This window comes from Streptomyces sp. NBC_00005, from assembly GCF_045160215.1.
Lineage (GTDB): Bacteria > Actinomycetota > Actinomycetes > Streptomycetales > Streptomycetaceae > Streptomyces.
Genome location: NZ_CP108316.1, coordinates 2,854,839 through 2,870,323, shown reverse-complemented (window position 1 = coordinate 2,870,323; position 15,485 = coordinate 2,854,839). Strand labels below are relative to the sequence as shown.

General features: G+C 71.8%; 14 protein-coding genes. 9 read left to right on the top strand and 5 right to left on the bottom strand.

The genetic code is table 11. The features are described 5' to 3' along the window. Positions 1 to 31: 31 nt before the first annotated feature. Together OG303_RS13470 and OG303_RS13465 are read right to left on the bottom strand one after the other, a co-directional pair. Complete coding sequence (locus OG303_RS13470; protein WP_405868194.1) at positions 32 to 502, bottom strand: hypothetical protein; 471 nt, start codon at positions 500 to 502, stop codon at positions 32 to 34. Positions 503 to 638: 136 nt separating this feature from the next. Beyond that, positions 639 to 1,901, bottom strand: coding sequence for an endonuclease/exonuclease/phosphatase family protein (locus OG303_RS13465; RefSeq protein ID WP_405868192.1), 1,263 nt, complete (start codon positions 1,899 to 1,901; stop codon positions 639 to 641). Between the two features lie 166 nt (positions 1,902 to 2,067). On the opposite strand from OG303_RS13465, the gene cyc2 reads away from it, so the two are divergent. Then, the gene (cyc2, locus tag OG303_RS13460) at positions 2,068 to 4,227 is read left to right on the top strand and encodes a germacradienol/geosmin synthase Cyc2 (RefSeq protein ID WP_405868190.1); all 2,160 of its coding nucleotides are present in this window, start codon (positions 2,068 to 2,070) and stop codon (positions 4,225 to 4,227) included. Between the two features lie 29 nt (positions 4,228 to 4,256). Here the strand turns inward: cyc2 and OG303_RS13455 are convergent, their stop codons facing one another. After that, positions 4,257 to 4,991, bottom strand: a complete 735-nt coding sequence (locus OG303_RS13455; protein WP_405868188.1) for a glutamine amidotransferase-related protein — start codon at positions 4,989 to 4,991, stop codon at positions 4,257 to 4,259. Positions 4,992 to 5,078: 87 nt separating this feature from the next. Here OG303_RS13455 and OG303_RS13450 point away from each other — a divergent pair, with 87 nt between their 5' ends. The 5 genes from OG303_RS13450 to OG303_RS13430 all read left to right on the top strand — a co-directional run bounded on the left by OG303_RS13450 (position 5,079) and on the right by OG303_RS13430 (position 9,594). Next, positions 5,079 to 5,945: a LysR family transcriptional regulator gene (locus OG303_RS13450; RefSeq protein ID WP_405868186.1), complete on the top strand. Its 867-nt coding sequence runs from the start codon at positions 5,079 to 5,081 to the stop codon at positions 5,943 to 5,945. Between the two features lie 118 nt (positions 5,946 to 6,063). Further along, positions 6,064 to 6,654, top strand: coding sequence for a PDZ domain-containing protein (locus OG303_RS13445; protein WP_405868184.1), 591 nt, complete (start codon positions 6,064 to 6,066; stop codon positions 6,652 to 6,654). Between the two features lie 77 nt (positions 6,655 to 6,731). Further along, positions 6,732 to 7,349 (top strand): LysE family translocator, encoded by a 618-nt coding sequence (locus tag OG303_RS13440; protein WP_405868182.1) that lies wholly within the window; start codon positions 6,732 to 6,734, stop codon positions 7,347 to 7,349. A 126-nt stretch (positions 7,350 to 7,475) separates the two neighbouring features. Continuing rightward, a complete protein-coding gene (locus OG303_RS13435; protein ID WP_405868180.1) occupies positions 7,476 to 8,603 on the top strand; it encodes a M24 family metallopeptidase in 1,128 nt (375 codons plus the stop codon). Between the two features lie 49 nt (positions 8,604 to 8,652). After that, a complete protein-coding gene (locus tag OG303_RS13430) occupies positions 8,653 to 9,594 on the top strand; it encodes an aminoglycoside phosphotransferase family protein (RefSeq protein ID WP_405868178.1) in 942 nt (313 codons plus the stop codon). Between the two features lie 224 nt (positions 9,595 to 9,818). Here the strand turns inward: OG303_RS13430 and OG303_RS13425 are convergent, their stop codons facing one another. Next, positions 9,819 to 10,991 carry an IS4 family transposase gene (locus OG303_RS13425; protein WP_405868176.1) on the bottom strand — a complete coding sequence of 391 codons (1,173 nt, stop codon included), beginning with the start codon at positions 10,989 to 10,991 and terminating at the stop codon, positions 9,819 to 9,821. A 76-nt stretch (positions 10,992 to 11,067) separates the two neighbouring features. After that, positions 11,068 to 12,813: a malto-oligosyltrehalose trehalohydrolase gene (treZ, locus tag OG303_RS13420; RefSeq protein WP_405868174.1), complete on the bottom strand. Its 1,746-nt coding sequence runs from the start codon at positions 12,811 to 12,813 to the stop codon at positions 11,068 to 11,070. A 172-nt stretch (positions 12,814 to 12,985) separates the two neighbouring features. Here treZ and OG303_RS13415 point away from each other — a divergent pair, with 172 nt between their 5' ends. From OG303_RS13415 to OG303_RS13405, 3 genes are all read left to right on the top strand, one after another. Then, positions 12,986 to 13,537 (top strand): FHA domain-containing protein, encoded by a 552-nt coding sequence (locus tag OG303_RS13415; protein WP_405868172.1) that lies wholly within the window; start codon positions 12,986 to 12,988, stop codon positions 13,535 to 13,537. Between the two features lie 160 nt (positions 13,538 to 13,697). Then, a complete protein-coding gene (locus OG303_RS13410; RefSeq protein ID WP_405868170.1) occupies positions 13,698 to 15,062 on the top strand; it encodes a M14 family zinc carboxypeptidase in 1,365 nt (454 codons plus the stop codon). Further along, positions 15,059 to 15,475, top strand: a complete 417-nt coding sequence (locus tag OG303_RS13405; protein ID WP_405868168.1) for an SSI family serine proteinase inhibitor — start codon at positions 15,059 to 15,061, stop codon at positions 15,473 to 15,475. Before OG303_RS13410 ends, OG303_RS13405 begins: the two co-directional genes overlap by 4 nt. Positions 15,476 to 15,485 lie beyond the last annotated feature (10 nt).

The window sequence follows — 15,485 nt, the reverse complement described above, 5'->3', positions numbered from 1 at the left end:
ACGTCGTCGTACGCCACCTCGTCGCCGCGCCTCAGCCCGCCGCCTCGTCCAACTCGGACCGCCACCTGCCGTGCGCACGGTCGTAGTGGAGAGGTCCGACAGCGAACCGGCTCAGATCGAGCACCGCCAACTGCTCGTACGCACCCTGCGGGAGGTCCGCCTCCAGGACGATCCGCAGCCCGCTGCGCTCGTCCTGGAGCACCAGCGGCCGGGGCGCCTGCACCGGCGGCGCCCCGTGCTGCGTCAGGCGCCCCACGAGGTCCTTGAACGCCCGGTAGCCGTCCTTGACGGCCTCGCCTCCCAGCCCGCTGAGGAAGGCCTGCAGGGGCAGCGACGCCAGGACCAGCCACTGGAGTTCGGCCGGGCCGCGGTGGTCGACGGTCCGCCGGACGCGGACCGCCGGCGCACCCAGCTCACGGAACCCCGACGTCAGTTCGCGCTCCAGCTCCGCGGACACGTCGTGGGTGAGCAGCAGTTCCGCGCGCAGCGGTGTCTCGGTCATGACGGCCTACCTCCCCCGGGCCGTTACGGCCGGTCGGCTTCCATGTGGCGCCCGAGCCTAGGGCCCTCGGATCGTCGTCCGCCACCGGAACGCTCTTGCCTTCACCCGTACTTGGCAGTACAGCCACAGCCTCCGGTCAGTGCACGCGCACCTCCTGCCACACCATCCGGTGGTCCGAGGTCACCACGGTCGTGCCGTCGCCGACGAGGCGGTACAGCGGATCGTTCGACGTCGGCCAGAACACACCGTTCGCGCCCGGGGTCAGCCCCTTCGACGGGAGGATGTGGTCGACCCGCAGGTTGCCCGGCGCGGTGTCGCTGAAGTCGCCCGTGTCGTAGGCGGGGTTGCCCGTCTGGCCGACGTTCGCGCCGCCCTGCAGCCGCGCCGCCTCGACGCCGCCCGCGCTGGCCGGCGGGGTGGCCGGCAGGCAGATCTCGGGGTGGTCCAGCAACTGCCGGATGGCGTGGTCGTAGCTGTCGCCGTCGAGCGGATCCGCGTTCTGGTCGCCCGCGATCACGAACCGCGCCCCGGACCGCAGTCCGCCGCGCACCCCCTTGTCGTCGTACAGATAGGAGCTGCGGTGGCGCCCGCCGATGTAGTCGGCCCAGAGCCGGATCTCGTCGTGGTTGCGTCGGCCGTTGCGGTCCTCGGTGCCGTCGAAGGTGGGCGGCGTCGGGTGCGACACCAGGAAGTGCACCGTGTCCGCCGCGGAGCGGCCGATGCGGACGGGCACGTCCCAGTGGCTCTTGGAGGACAGCCGGAAGATCGCGCGGGCCTCGTCGCTGTAGTAGCCCGGCGGCATCACGTGGCCCGGCATGTCCTTCCACAGGAAGTGCTGGAAGGAACGCACCGCGCGCGTGTCGATCGGGTACTTGGAGAGCACCACCATGCCGTACTGCCCGGGGAAGAAGCCGTACCCGAAGGCGTCCTGCCCGTACGCGTCCGAACCGGGCGTCGTCACCGCGCCGTTCTTGCCGTCGAGGTCCACACCGGAGGCGACGCCCGTGTTCACCGGGCCGGTGAAGTGGTACGGGAAGTGGATCGGCCGGGAGCCGTTGTGCCCCACCGCCAGGTAGTTGCGCAGGAACAGCCGGACCGCCGTGCCGTGCTCGTCGTAGTCGAACTCGTTGATCAGCAGCACGTCCGGGTTCACGCGCTGGATGGTCTCCGCGACGTTCCGCGCCTGGGCGTTGTCCGGGGTGGACAGGTCGGTGACCAGGGCGCCCTGAGTGCCGCGGTTCAGCGAGGCGTTGAAGGTGGCGAAGCGCACCGTGCGGCCATGGCGGTCGGCCGCGGCCGCGGGAAGGGCGGCGGTGCCGGCCAGCGCGGCCCCGGCGAGCGAGGCGAGCGCGGTGCGGCGGGAGAAGGATCGGGAGAAGGCTCTGGGGTCGTGGTCCATCGGGACTCCGGTGCGGGAGGGAACGTGAACTTCGGTAGTCTGCGCGCGTAGAGGTGAACGTCACAAGAGCCCGTCAGAACTCCCGGATTCACCCCTGATTCACGCGATGGTGTGATCATGTCCGGGCCGGCGGATGGCCCCGGAGGACCACGGGTAGGGCCCGGCCATGACGCAGCAGCCCTTCGAACTCCCGCACTTCTACATGCCGTATCCCGCGCGGCTGAACCCACATGTCGACGAGGCGCGGACCCATTCGACCGAGTGGGCCCGCGAGATGGGCATGCTGGAGGGGTCCGGGGTCTGGGAGCAGTCCGACCTCGACGCGCACGACTACGGTCTGCTCTGCGCCTACACCCACCCGGACTGCGACGGCCCCGCCCTCTCGCTGATCACCGACTGGTACGTGTGGGTCTTCTTCTTCGACGACCACTTCCTGGAGACCTTCAAGCGCACCCAGGACCGTGTCGGCGGCAAGGCCTATCTGGACCGGCTGCCCTTGTTCATGCCCCTGGACCTCTCAACTCCCGTACCGGAGCCGCGGAACCCGGTCGAGGCCGGACTCGCCGACCTGTGGGCACGCACGGTGCCGTCGATGTCGGTGGACTGGCGCCGCCGCTTCGCCGTGGCCACCGAGCACCTCCTCAACGAGTCCCTGTGGGAGCTGTCCAACATCAACGAGGGGCGGATCGCCAACCCCCTCGAGTACATCGAGATGCGCCGCAAGGTGGGCGGCGCGCCCTGGTCGGCGGGGCTCGTGGAGTACGCGACCGCCGAAGTCCCCGCCGCCGTCGCGGAGTCGAGGCCTCTGAGGGTGCTGATGGAGACGTTCTCCGACGCCGTCCATCTGCGCAACGACCTGTTCTCCTACCAGCGCGAGGTCGAGGACGAGGGCGAGCTCAGCAACGGCGTGCTCGTCCTGGAGACCTTCTTCGGCTGCACCACCCAGGAGGCCGCCGACACCGTCAACGACGTTCTCACCGCCCGCCTCCACCAGTTCGAGCACACCGCCCTGACCGAAGTGCCCGCACTGGCCCTGGAGAAGGGCCTCGCCCCGGACGGGGTCGTCGCCGTCGCCAAGTACACGCAGGGCCTGCAGGACTGGCAGTCCGGCGGCCACGAATGGCACATGCGCTCCAGCCGGTACATGAACGCCCGCGCGCAGTCCACGAATCCGTGGCACGGCCTGACCGGTCCCGGAACCTCCGCCGCCGACGTCGGCGCCCTGCTCGCGGCGGCCGGCGCCGAGCGCCTGCGCGCGTACACGCACGTGCCGTTCCAGAAGGTCGGCCCGTCCCGGCTCCCCGAGTTCCACATGCCCTTCCAGGTCGAGCTGAGCCCGCACCTGGAGGGCGCCCGCCACCGTCTCACCACCTGGATGCACGCCATGGGCATGCTCCAGGAGGGCGTCTGGGACGAGGACAAACTCGCCGCGGGCGACCTTCCGCTGTGCTCGGCGGGCCTGGACCCCGACGCGACCCCCGAGGCCCTCGACCTCAGCTCGCGGTGGCTCGCCTGGGGCACGTACGGGGACGACTACTACCCGCTCGTCTTCGGCCACCGCCGCGACCTGGCCGCCGCCCGGCTGACCACACAGCGCCTGTCGGACTGCATGCCCGTCGACGCCGAGGAGGCCGTCCTCGTCCCGGCCAACGGCATGGAACGCGGCCTGATCGACCTGTGGGCGCGCACGACGGCGGAGATGACTCCCGACCAACGGCGCACCGTCAAGGACTCGGTGAACGTGATGACCGAGAGCTGGGTGTGGGAGCTGTCCAACCATCTCCAGAACCGCATCCCCGACCCGGTCGACTACCTGGAGATGCGCCGCTCCACCTTCGGCGCCGACCTCACCATGAGCCTGTGCCGGATGGGCCACGGCCCCGCCGTCCCGCCCGAGGTCTACCGCAGCGGCCCGGTCCGCTCCCTGGAGAACGCCGCCGTCGACTACGCGTGCCTCGTCAACGACGTCTTCTCGTACCAGAAGGAGATCGAGTACGAGGGCGAGATCCACAACGCGATCCTCGTCGTGCAGAACTTCTTCGGCATCGACTACCCGACCGCACTCTCGGTCGTCCACGACCTGATGACCCAGCGCATGCAGCAGTTCGAACACGTCGCCGCGCACGAACTACCCGTCGTCTACGACGACTTCGACCTATCGGCCGAGGCGCGCGAGGTCATGCGGGGCCATGTGGCGGACCTCCAGAACTGGATGGCGGGCATCCTCAACTGGCACCGCGCGGTGGACCGTTACAAGCCCGCCTACCTGGCGCGCCGCACGCACGGCTTCCTGCCGGATCGACCCGCCGTCGTGTCCGCCCACTGAACCGGGGCGCACGGCGCCGACGGGAAGGGTCACACGGGCTGATCCTGAGCCTGCTCGGAGTGCTTCACCGCGGCTCGCGCCAGCGCCCGGACCATCGGGTGCGGGTGCGAGCCGTCGCCGGCCAGCTCCGGCTGGAAGAGCGAGGCCAGGAAGAAGGGGTGGCCGGGGAGTTCGGCGATCCGGACGTGGCCGTCCTCGTCGTGCCCGGAGAAGCGGATGCCGTGCGCGCGCAGGGTGTCGAGGTGGCGGGAGGGGCCGTAGGCGCAGAAGTACCGCTCGACCGTGCGCTCCGAACCGAGCACGGACTGGGCGAGGGAGCCCGGCTCGACGTGGACCGTGGCCTCGTGACCCACGAGGGAGCAGGCCAGCGGCTCGATGAGCGGATCGTCGGCATCGGGGTCGCTCTCGGCGTGCGCCACGTGCCTGAGCCCGCAGACGTCACGGGCGTACTCCAGCAGCGCGTGCTGGAAGCCGGCACAGGTGCCGAGGAACGGAATGCCCTCCGTGCGCGCGGTACGGATCGCGGCGAGCACGCCGGCCTCGCTGCGGTACGGGCTGCCGGGCACCACCCACACGGCGTCGAAGCCATGTACGGCGTCCTCGTCCCCGGCGTCCTCGGACGGGATCCAGTAGGCGTCCAGGACGATCCGGTCGCGTTCGGCGAGGGCGTTGAGCAGGAGCGGGATGCGGGTGTGGGACACGACGTTGGGCGAGCGGTCGCCGACCAGGGCGATACGGGCGGTCCGGGCTGCGGTGTTCGTCATGGACTCATCGTGGGTGCGACCGGAGGATCACGTCCAACGATGATTTCTGCATCCCCGATAAGCATGCCTAATGAGACCCTGGTGTGCATGGACCCGCACCTCCTGCGCACGTACGCGACCGTCGCCCGCCTCGCCTCCTTCTCCGAGGCCGCACGTGAGCTCGGATACACCCAGTCGGCGGTGTCCCAGCACATCGCTGCGCTCGAGCAGGACCTCGGCGCGCCGCTCCTCACCCGCCGCCCCGTCGCGCCCACCGCGGCGGGCGACCGGCTCCTCGAACACGTGGGTCCGCTGTTGCTGCGCCTGGACGCGGCCCGCGCGGACGTCGTACGGATGGCCGCCGCGCCCGCACCCGGCCTGACGCTCGCCGCGGCCCCCACCGCGCTCACCCCGCGTGCCGTCGCCGCACTCCCGGCCGCGGGCGTGACCCTGCGGGTGCTGCCCCGCGAGGAGGTACCGGCCGCCGTGGCCACCGGCGCGGCGGACCTCGGCCTGGTCGACGGCCTGGCCGCCCTCAGCGACCCGCTGCGGCTGCCCGACGTTGCGCCGCTGACCACGCGCGGCGTGGGGGAGGAGCTCGTACGTGTCCTGCTGCCCGCCACGCATCCACTGGCCCGCCGCCCCGGCCTGCGCCTCGGCGACCTCGCCGACGCCCGCTGGCTGGACGCCCCCGACGCAGGCCTGCCGCTGTCCCACCTCCGCGCCGCGAACGGCGGCCACGGCTTCCGTCCTTCCCTGCGCTACGAGGGCACCGACGTGCGCACCCTGACCGCCCTCGCCGCCGCGGGCCACGGCCTGACCCTGCTGCCCGACTCGGCGGCGACGGGTGTGCCGGGCGCGGTGGCCGTTCCCCTCACGCACCCGCGCGTCGTGCACCGGACGGAACTGGTGTACGCGGGCCCACTCGGCGGGGCGGCGGCGACGCTGGCGGAGGTGCTGGGCGCACCCGGGTGACCTCCCGTTCCTCCTCAAGGGGTCCATGGCTTCCCGCCCTTGACCATGGGTCAGTCTCACTCGTTCGTGGCTCGTCGTGGGCCGGGGCTCCGGGTAGAGCTCCAGCCGGAGGCGATCCATGGAACAGACTGCGTTGCGTCCCAAGCCGATGCCCGGCCGGAAGCCCGGCGGCGGCACCAAGCCCGCCGCCCGGCGCCCGCACGCCGCGCGGCGTCGTGGCCGACGGCTCAGGGCCCTGCTGTTCGGCCTGTTCGTCGCGGCCGTCCTGGTGCTGTCCGGGGTCGGTCTCGGCACGGTCGGCGCCACGGTGATCGGCATGAGCAAACTCGCCGACCTGCAACGCCGGACGCAGACCCCGGGCGACCCCGCGGCCACGGCGCACCCCAGTCCCTCGACGCCGCCCACGACCCCGGCCTCGACCGCGCCCCCGTCCCCGGCACCCCCCGCCGCGACGCTCGGCCTGGAGGCCGTCGACGCCGAGAAGGCCGGCGCCCTGCTCGTCGGCGTCCACGTCCCCGGCCCGGGCTACACGGCGGGCCTGGTCCGCGGCGACGTGCTCCTGGCGTTCGGCCAGGCCCGTATCGGCTCGGCCGCCGACCTCGCACGCGCTGTCGCCCACGCCCGCCCCGGTGTCGAGGTGACTCTGACGGTCCGTCACCGAAGCGGCGGCTACCAGCAGTTGACGGCGGTGCCCGGCTTCGTGACCTGACCACCGGCACAAGGGCACTCGTCGGCGCGGTGGGAAATCACTGGCCCGCCTCCGCGGCGTGGGCCACGATGACCCCCATGCTGAGCACCCTCCTCGCCTTCCTCGGCGCCTGCACCCTGATCGCCGCCTCGCCCGGCCCCAGCACGGTGCTGATCATCAAGCAGTCGCTGCGCAGCAGACGCTCCGGCTTCCTCACCGTGCTCGGGAACGAGACCGGCGTCTTCGTCTGGGGCCTCGTCGCCGCGCTCGGCCTGACCGCGCTGCTGGCGGCCTCCGAGGTGGCGTACGACGTGATGCGGATCGTCGGGGCGGTCGTCCTCGTCGGCTTCGGCATCCAGACGCTCCGGCAGGCGCGGCGCGGCAAGGAGGCCACGGAAGGCTGGGAGGGCGCCGAGAAGAGCGGCTGGGCCGCCTACCGCGGCGGGCTGCTGCTCAACCTGGCCAACCCCAAGGCGGCGATCTTCGCCATGTCCTTCCTGCCGCAGTTCGTGCCGGAGGGCGCCCCGCACCTGCCCACCATGGTCGGCCTCGCCGCGCTCTGGGCGCTCTACGAGGTCGGCTACTACGGCCTGTACGTGTGGTTCGTCGGCCGGATGCGGGCGGTTCTGTCCCGCTCCGGGGTGCGCCGGCGCCTGGAGCAGGTCTCCGGGGGCGTGCTGCTGCTCCTCGGTGTCCGCCTCGCCCTGGAGAGCTGACGACGTGGACGGCATGGCCGACGAACAGCCCGAAAGACCCGTAGACCGGTCGCGCGGCCCTCTCTGTCCGGGCAGGATGCTGCCCGTAGTCCCTTGTGGTCCCTTCACCTGCCCCGGGAGGCCCGGATGACCGGCAGCACGCGCGCGCCCTTCACCGCCGACGACTACCGGGCCCGCATGGACCGCGCCGCGCGGGAAGCCGCCGACGCAGGTCTCGCCGGGCTCCTGGTGGCACCGGGGCCGGACCTGGTCTGGCTGACCGGCTACGCGCCCACCGCGACCACCGAACGGCTCACCCTCCTGGTCCTCGCCCAGGGACGCGCCCCCGTGCTGGTCGTCCCCACGCTGGAGGCGCCGGACGCCGCACAGGCCGCCGGCGCGCCCGCCCTGGCCCTGCGCGACTGGACCGACGGCAAGGACCCCTACGCCGCGACCGCCGCGCTCCTCGCCAGCACCGGCCGCTTCGGCATCAGCGACAACGCCTGGGCGATGCACCTGCTCGGACTGCAAAGAGCACTGCCCGACACCACCTACGCCTCCCTCACCGACGCCCTGCCGATGCTCCGCGCCGTCAAGGACAAGGCGGAACTGGAACTGATGGCGGCCGCGGGCGCGGCTGCGGACGCGGCGTTCGAGGAGATCCGGAAGGTTCCCTTCGCCGGTCGCGGGGAGTCCGAGGTCGGTGCCGACCTCGCCGATCTGCTGCGCCGGTTCGGCCACTCCCAGGTCGACTTCACCATCGTCGCCTCCGGCCCGAACGGCGCCAACCCGCACCACGAGGTGGGCGAGCGGGTCATCGAACACGGCGACATGGTCGTCCTCGACTTCGGCGGACTCAAGGACGGCTACGGCTCCGACACCTCCCGCACGGTCCACGTCGGCGAACCCACCGACGAGGAACGCCGGGTCCACGACCTGGTGCGCGAGGCCCAGGAGGCGGGTTTCAGGGCGGTCAAGCCCGGTGTCGCCTGCCAGGAGGTCGACCGGGCCGCCCGCGCGGTGATCGCCGACGCCGGGTACGGCGAGTACTTCATCCACCGCACCGGGCACGGCATCGGCGTCACCACGCACGAGCCGCCGTACATGATCGAGGGTGAGCGGCAGCCCCTGGTGCCCGGCATGTGTTTCTCCGTGGAGCCCGGCGTCTATCTGCCCGGCCGCTTCGGCGTGCGCATCGAGGACATCGTCACCGTCACCGAGGACGGCGGCCGCCGCCTCAACGACACGACCCGCGAGATGGTCATGGTGGACTGAGCCACCACCAGGAGCCCCAAGCACACCCCCGAGTGACAACGGCGCGAACATGACCCAGGCACCGACACCCACCGCGGACACCGTCCGCCGACTGGTCAGTTCCCTGCTCAAGGACGGCGCGACCACCACCGCCGGGCCCGAGGTGCGGCCCGTCGCCGAGGGCGGCGAGCACTCGACCTGGTGGGTCGGCGCCCGCCATGTGCTGCGCCTCGCCCCCGACCGCGAGGCCGCCGTCCGTCTGCGCCGCGAACTGCGCCTGCGCGACCTCGTACGCCCGCACCTGCCGGTCGCGGTGCCGACGAGCGTGGCGCACGGGGAGTGGGCACCCGGGCTGACGTACACGCTCGACACCAAACTGCCCGGCGGTACGGCGGAGGAGCACGACGTGTCCGCCGTCGGCGAGGCCGATCTCGCGGGGCTGCTCACCGGACTGCGTGAGGTGCCCGCACGGCAGGCCGAGACCCTCGGCGTCCCGCGCACCGCCCCGCGCTCCCTGGAGGGCCTGCGCCGGGCCGCCGAGCACGCCGCCGAACGACTTGCCGCGGCCGACGAGTTCGACCCGGTCCGCCTGCACCAGCTCACCGGTCCTGCCGCCGTCCAGCTGGCCGCCCAGCCCGGCACCGCGGTCCTCGTCCACCACGGCCTGAAGGGCGAGCACCTCGTGGTCAGCGCCGACGGCCGGGTGCGCGGCATCCTCGACTGGACGGACGCGGCCGTGGGCGACCCCGCCGAGGACATCGCCGGACTGGCCGTCGCCGTCGGCTCACCGGCCGCCGTCCGTGCCGCGACCCTCGCCGGCTACGGCGCCCGCCCCTGCCTCCGCGGCCTCTGGCTGGCCCGCTGCGACACCGTCGTCCACCTCGCCGACCGCATCCAGGGCCGCGACACGGGCGCCCTGCCCCTGGTCAGGATCCAACTCCGACGCGCCTGGGAGGCGATCCTCCTGGAGCGGGTGACGGAGTTCCGGGACGGCGACGCGGACGAGCTCTAGAAGCAATGCCGTTGCGTTACGGGTTTGCCGGTTGGGGTCGTTGAATGGTGATTGCTCGGGTGCCGGTTCGGGTGGGTTGGGGCCAGGTGTGGTGTTCGGCCCGTTTGAGCCGGTAGTTGGACATCTTGCGTTTGATGACGCGGGGCTGGCTGCGCAGGCGTCTGGCCGGCAGGAGTCGTTCGAGTAGGTCGTGCTGGAGCAGGACGAGCGTTCTGACCAGGAGGTCAGGGGGAAAAACTGCCCGGCGTGACGGTCACACTGCGTCGGGCGGAGCGCAGAGTTTCGGTGAAGGAAATTCGGTCGGGGTCCAGGCCCCGGGTCGCGGCCGTTCTCACCATCAGTTCGCGCAGGGCGTGGTGGACCAGCAGGTGTGCCCAGATCTGCTGCAGGGCGCCGTCGGGGGTTTTGCTGCTGAGGACGACGTGGGCTCCGCGTTGATGGGTCTTGATCTCGGCGAAGACGCTCTCTACTTCCCAGCGCTCCTGGTAGAGCGCGGCCAGCTGGCGGGCGGGATAGCGGCGGGCGTCGAGCAGGCTGGTCACCAGCCGGTAGCCCTCGGCAGCATGGCCGGTGCCGTTCAGCCGGTAGGCCATTACCCGCACGGTGACCGGGTCGGTGTGGGCCGGATCGGTGTGGGCGTGGATGCGCGAAAGCCAGGACCCGTCCCGCAACTGCCGCTCGACAGGCAGGACCCGGTTGGCGGGCACCCGCCACAGCAGCTGAGCGCCGGTGGCGGTGAAGGACCGCCACAACGGCACACCGAGGAACTCGCGGTCGGCCAGGACCAGTTGCCCGGGGCCGCAGGAACGGGGCAGACGGCTCACCAAGGTCACTTCCCCGGTGCGGCAGCCGGCGAGTTCGGCGTCCAGTACGAGGTGCGTGCCGACCTCCACCAGGCAGGCCATCCGCACCTGGGGAAAGGCGCTTTTGTCGTGGCCGCGGGTGTTTCCGGGGCGTGCGAAGGCAGCCTCATTGGCCGGGCTGTCGGCGACGTCCCAGCAGGTCCCGTCCACCGCCAGCAGCCGCAGTCCGCGCCAGAAGGCGCCCGGGGTGGCTTCGGTGCCCATCGGTTTCGCGGTCGTGGTGAACAGCACCCGCAGTGGTTCCGGGCCCAGCCGCTGCCGGGCCCGAAACAGCGACGACTTCGCCGGGACATGCCAGGTGCCCAGCAGGCGCAGGCCGCGCAGTCCCTCGACCAGATGCCGCATCACGTCCAGATACGGAGCGGGCGAGAACAGGGCCAGCCCCAGCACGAAATACACCACCAGCCGGGCCGGGAGCAGGCGCTTGCGTTGCTCCACACGACCACAGGCAGCCACCACCCGATCCACCAGACCTGGCGGATAGACCCAGGTCAGCAGGCCTAAACCCGATAACTCAGAGACGCTTGCAGCCACCCGAACCACCCCCGGGACCACTGAACTTCAGCGTACGCCCGCAAGCTAACGCAACGGCATTGGCTCTAGAAGCCGTTCATTCCTGCAGCAGGACCACGCCCGACTCCCCGGGCACATGCAGCATCCCGTCCGCCCCCGGCGCCTCGACGGGCTCCCACGCGGCGAGCACGCGCGCGTGGCGGGGGCCCAGGGGGATCGCCGCCGGCTCCTTGGCGAGGTTCACGACCACCCTGACGTCGCCGCGGCGGAAGGCGAGCCAGCGTTCCCGCTCGTCGTACGCCACCTTGATGTCGGCGAGGTCGGGATCGGTCAGGTCGGCCTGCTCGTGCCGGAGTGCGATGAGTCTGCGGTACCAGTCCAGCACGCGCGCGTGGGGCTCGCTCTCGGGCTCTGTCCAGTCGAGGCAGGAGCGGTCGCGGGTCGCCGGGTCCTGCGGATCCGGTACGTCCTCCTCGGCCCAGCCGTGCGGCGTGAACTCCCGCCGCCTGCCCCGCCGTACGGCCTCGGCGAGCTCCGGATCGGTGTGGTCGGTGAAGAACTGCCAGGGCGTACCGGCCGCCCACTCCTCGCCCATGAACAGCATCGGCGTGAAGGGCGCCGTCAGCGTGAGCGTGGCCGCGCAGGCGAGCAGACCGGGGGAGAGGGACGCCGAGAGCCGGTCGCCCAGGGCGCGGTTGCCCACCTGGTCGTGCGTCTGCGCGTAGCCGAGGAGCCGGTGCGCCGCCACGCGCGTACGGTCCAGGGGGCGCCCGTGGTGGCGGCCGCGGAAGCTCGAGTACGTGCCGTCGTGGAAGTAGCCGCCGGTGAGCGTCTTGGCGAGGGCGGCGAAGGAAGCGCGCGCGAAGTCGCCGTAGTAGCCCTGGGACTCGCCGGTCAGCGCGGTGTGCAGGGCGTGGTGGAAGTCGTCGTTCCACTGCGCGTGCAGGCCGAGGCCGCCCTCCTCGCGGGCAGTGATCAGCCGCGGGTCGTTCAGGTCGGACTCGGCGATCAGGAACAGCGGCCGGTCCAGGTCGGCGGCGAGGGTGTCCACGGCCGTCGACAGCTCCTCCAGGAAGTGGCACGCGCGCGTGTCCGCCAGCGCGTGCACCGCGTCCAGGCGCAGCCCGTCGATCCGGTAGTCACGCAGCCAGGCCAGCGTGCTGCCCACCAGATAGGCCCGGACCTCGTCCGAGCCGGGAGCGTCCAGGTTGACGGCGGAGCCCCAGGGTGTGTGATGCGTGTCCGTGAAGTACGGGCCGAACACGGGCAGATAGTTGCCCGAGGGGCCGAGGTGGTTGTGCACGACGTCCAGGACCACACCCAGGCCGAGTTCGTGCGCCCGGTCGACGAACCGTTTCAGCGCCTCGGGGCCGCCGTAGGGCTCGTGCACGGCCCACAGCGAGACGCCCTCGTACCCCCAGCCGTGCCGCCCCGGGAAGGGGCACAGCGGCATCAACTCGACGTGTGTGACGCCCAGTTCGACGAGATGTCCGAGCCGCTCGGCGGCCGCGTCCAGGGTGCCCTCACGCGTGTACGTGCCCACATGCAGCTCGTACAGCACCGCCCCGGGCAGCGGACGTCCGGCCCATTCCGTGCGCCACGCGTACCGCTCGTGGTCGACGACCGCGCTCAGCCCGTCCGGGCCGTCCGGCTGCCGGCGCGAACGCGGGTCGGGCCGCACGGGACCGTCGTCCACCGCGAACCCGTACCGCGAGCCGTCCCGCGCCTCGGCCTCTGCCCGCCACCAGCCCTCCCGCTCCGGATCGCGCTCCAACGCGCGCGTGGCGTCCTCGCACTGGAGCGTCACACGGTCGGCCTGCGGTGCCCACACCTCGAACTGCACGGACGGTCCCCTTCGTCTGCTCACCGTGATGTAGCCCGTCCATGGTGCTTCAAACGAGATCAATCCGCTTTTGAATCTTCCCTTTTGCGGCAGGTGTCGTCGGGCACGCACGCGTGGCGACCCTTTTCTCGTTTTCTGGACACCCGGAGTTCGCTGACCGACAATCACGAACGTGACGTCGTCATTCGAGTTCAACACGTACCCGGCGCGGCTCTCCGACGTGGAGCGCGACAAGGCGCTGAAGGTGCTGCGTGACGGCGTCGCCATGGGACGGCTTTCGCACGACACGTTCATCCGCCGGATGGAGCTGGCTCTCTCCGCCCGCCGCTCCGACGAACTCGCCGCGCTCACCGCCGACCTTCCCCAGGAAGGCCGTTTCTCGCGCGCGGTGTTCGGCACCGTGGAGGCTGTCTCCGGGTTCACCGTACGGCTGCGCAGGGCCTGGCAGGCCGAGCGTCTCCCCAAGCTGCTGCTGCCGCACCCGGCGGGCGGTCACCCCCTGCGCATCGGACGCGATCCGGCCAACGGCCTGCGCCTCACCCATGAAACCGTGTCCCGCGTGCACGCCGAACTCAGCCGTCAGGGCGGCATGTGGGTGCTGCGCGACCTCGGCTCGACCAACGGCACGACGGTGAACGGGCGGCGGGTCATCGGTGCCGCCGTCGTGCGCGAGGGCGATCAGATCGGCTTCGGACGGATGTCGTTCCGGCTCGCTGTCGACTGAGACCTGACTGAGTCACGCCTTAGCTTTGGCCTGAGCATGACACGGCGTTGACGTGCTGTGATGGCCCAAATCGCTTTCCCCTCCGCGGTGTTGACGTACCCCTCAAGTCGTGACTGACTGTGCGTACGCCATGTACATCAGGTGAACCGACGGCACCACATTGTGGAGGTGTGCCCTGCCGCCCCTCCTCCGCTACCCGACCGTCGACGAACTCGGCGCGCGGGCGGCAGCACTCGTCGCCAGGCGTCCCCGTGACGCCCGCCTGCGCCGCGTCGGCACCTCGCGCGCGGGCACCCCCATGTGGCTGCTTTCCGTCGGTCACGGCAGCCGCCAGGCCCTCGTCGTCGCCGGACCGCACGCCAACGAACCCGTCGGCGGCGCCACCGTGCTGCGCCTCGCCGAACGGGCCGTCGCCGACCCGCGGTTCACCGAGGGCGCCGACGCCACCCTGAACCTGCTGCTCTCCCTCGACCCCGACGGTCTGCGCCGCAACGAGGGCTGGCTGACGGGCCCGTACACCCTCGGCCGGTACTTCCGGAACTTCTTCAGGCCCGGCTTCCTCGAACAGCCCGAGTGGCTGCCCGACGGCGCGGCGGGCGCCGCGCTGCCGGAGACCCGCACCCTGCTCGACCTCCAGGACGAACTGCGGCCCTTCCTGCAGTGCTCCCTGCACGGCGTCGACGTCGGAGGCGGCTTCGTCGAGCTCACCCACGACCTGCCGGGCCTCGCCGGGCGCGTCGCCCACACCGCCGCCCGGCTCGGCATTCCGCGTGAATTAGGCCCGTACGACACCCTGTACTGGCCGAGTCTGGGCCCCGCCGTCTACCGCATCCCGCCGCCCCGCATCGGCGACCTGGCCGCGGCCATCACCGAGGCCGCCGTCGAGTCGACCTGGTTCCACCCGTACCGGCACGGCACGGTGACGGCGGTCGTGGAGGCGCCCATGTGGGGCGTGGCGGCCGTGGAGGACGGCTCCCCGCCCGCCGACGCGGCCGCCGTGCTGCGCACCGTCAGTCACACACTGCGCGACGACACACGGCTCCTCGAGGTGCTCCTCGCGCGACTGAGGCCCCACCTCGCGGGCACGCCGGACGCGGCCGCCCTGCTCGCGCCCGTGGACGACTATTTACTGGTCTGCCCCGGGCTCGCCGACACCTGGGACCCCGACATCGCCGACGGGATACGCCCGCTCCCGCCGCTCAGCACCGCCCACCTGGCCGCCCTGCGCATCGCCGGACGGCGGCTGGCGCTGCGGACGGCGGGGCTGCTGCACCAGCTCGTGACGAGCGCCGGCCGCGACCCGGCCGGCGTGCTGCCGGACCTGGACCGCCTCGTCGAGCAGTGGTGCGCCGACTACCGCGACGGCATCGGGGCACGCTGGATACCGATCGCGCGTCAGGTGGAGTACCAGTCGAGCGTGGTGCTCGCCGCCTTCGAGCTGGCCGTGCAGCACGCGCCCGCGTGCTCCCGTTCGAGTGAGTCGGGGTGGGGTTCCCAGGCCGCCGTGCCGATGCATCTGGAATGACGATCAGCACCACAGCGAAAGCGGTACGGGGCGGTCTGCTGGCGGCCGCCCTCCTCGTCGCGGGCGCGGCCCCGGCGCAGGCCGCGGCCCAGGACTTCCCGCCGGGCAACTGGCTCTATCTCACGGTCACCAAGGGCGACGCCCGGTCCCAGCACACCCATGACACCCTGCTGATGTGCGACCCGCCCGAGGGGCACACGCGAGCGGCCGAGGCGTGCACGGAGCTGGCCGCGGCCGACGGCGACATCTCCCGCATCCCGCCGAAGGACCTCTACTGCCCGATGATCTACGCGCCCGTGGCCGTCCACGCGCGCGGGGAGTGGAGCGGCCGGAAGATCGAGTACACCCAGACGTTCTCCAGCTCGTGCTTCATGGGCGCACACACGGGGTCGGTGTTCGCACTGGACGGCTGACACCGGCATC